This window comes from Mesorhizobium sp. M8A.F.Ca.ET.202.01.1.1 (assembly GCF_004791595.1).
Classification (GTDB): domain Bacteria; phylum Pseudomonadota; class Alphaproteobacteria; order Rhizobiales; family Rhizobiaceae; genus Mesorhizobium.
Window position 1 is genome coordinate 1 of sequence record NZ_SRUN01000123.1, and the last position, 358, is coordinate 358.

The following is a 358-nucleotide window of genomic DNA, read 5'->3' on the forward strand; positions in this document are numbered from 1 at the left end:
GGCGGAGTCGGCCATGACGCCGCTGAGGAACACCAGCCGCTTCGCCAGCCGGGCCTCGATGCCGAAGAAGGCCTGGTCGCCGAGCTCTCCGCTGATCCAGCGCAGCCGCGTGCACAGGAGTTCGATCATGGCGCGCGCCAGCGGCGGATTTTTTTCAATGCGATCAAAGAGTTGCGCTCGGCTGAGCGAAACCAGCTCGCAAGCGGTGAGGCAGATCGCGGTTGCCGTGCGCGGACGCCCATCCAAGGCGCCGATCTCGCCGACGAGGCTGCGCGACAGCTCGATGTTGGCCACCAGCTTCTGTCCGCCCGGTGAATAGAGCGAAATTTCCACCGTGCCGCTCATCACGCCGTAGATG

Annotated in this window: 1 protein-coding gene; it reads right to left on the reverse strand. The window is 65.1% G+C overall.

Annotation, left to right across the window (positions count from 1 at the left end; translation table 11 throughout):
• On the reverse strand, window positions 1-358 hold a 358-nt coding region (locus EN845_RS34125; protein WP_135931296.1), incomplete at both ends, for a Crp/Fnr family transcriptional regulator.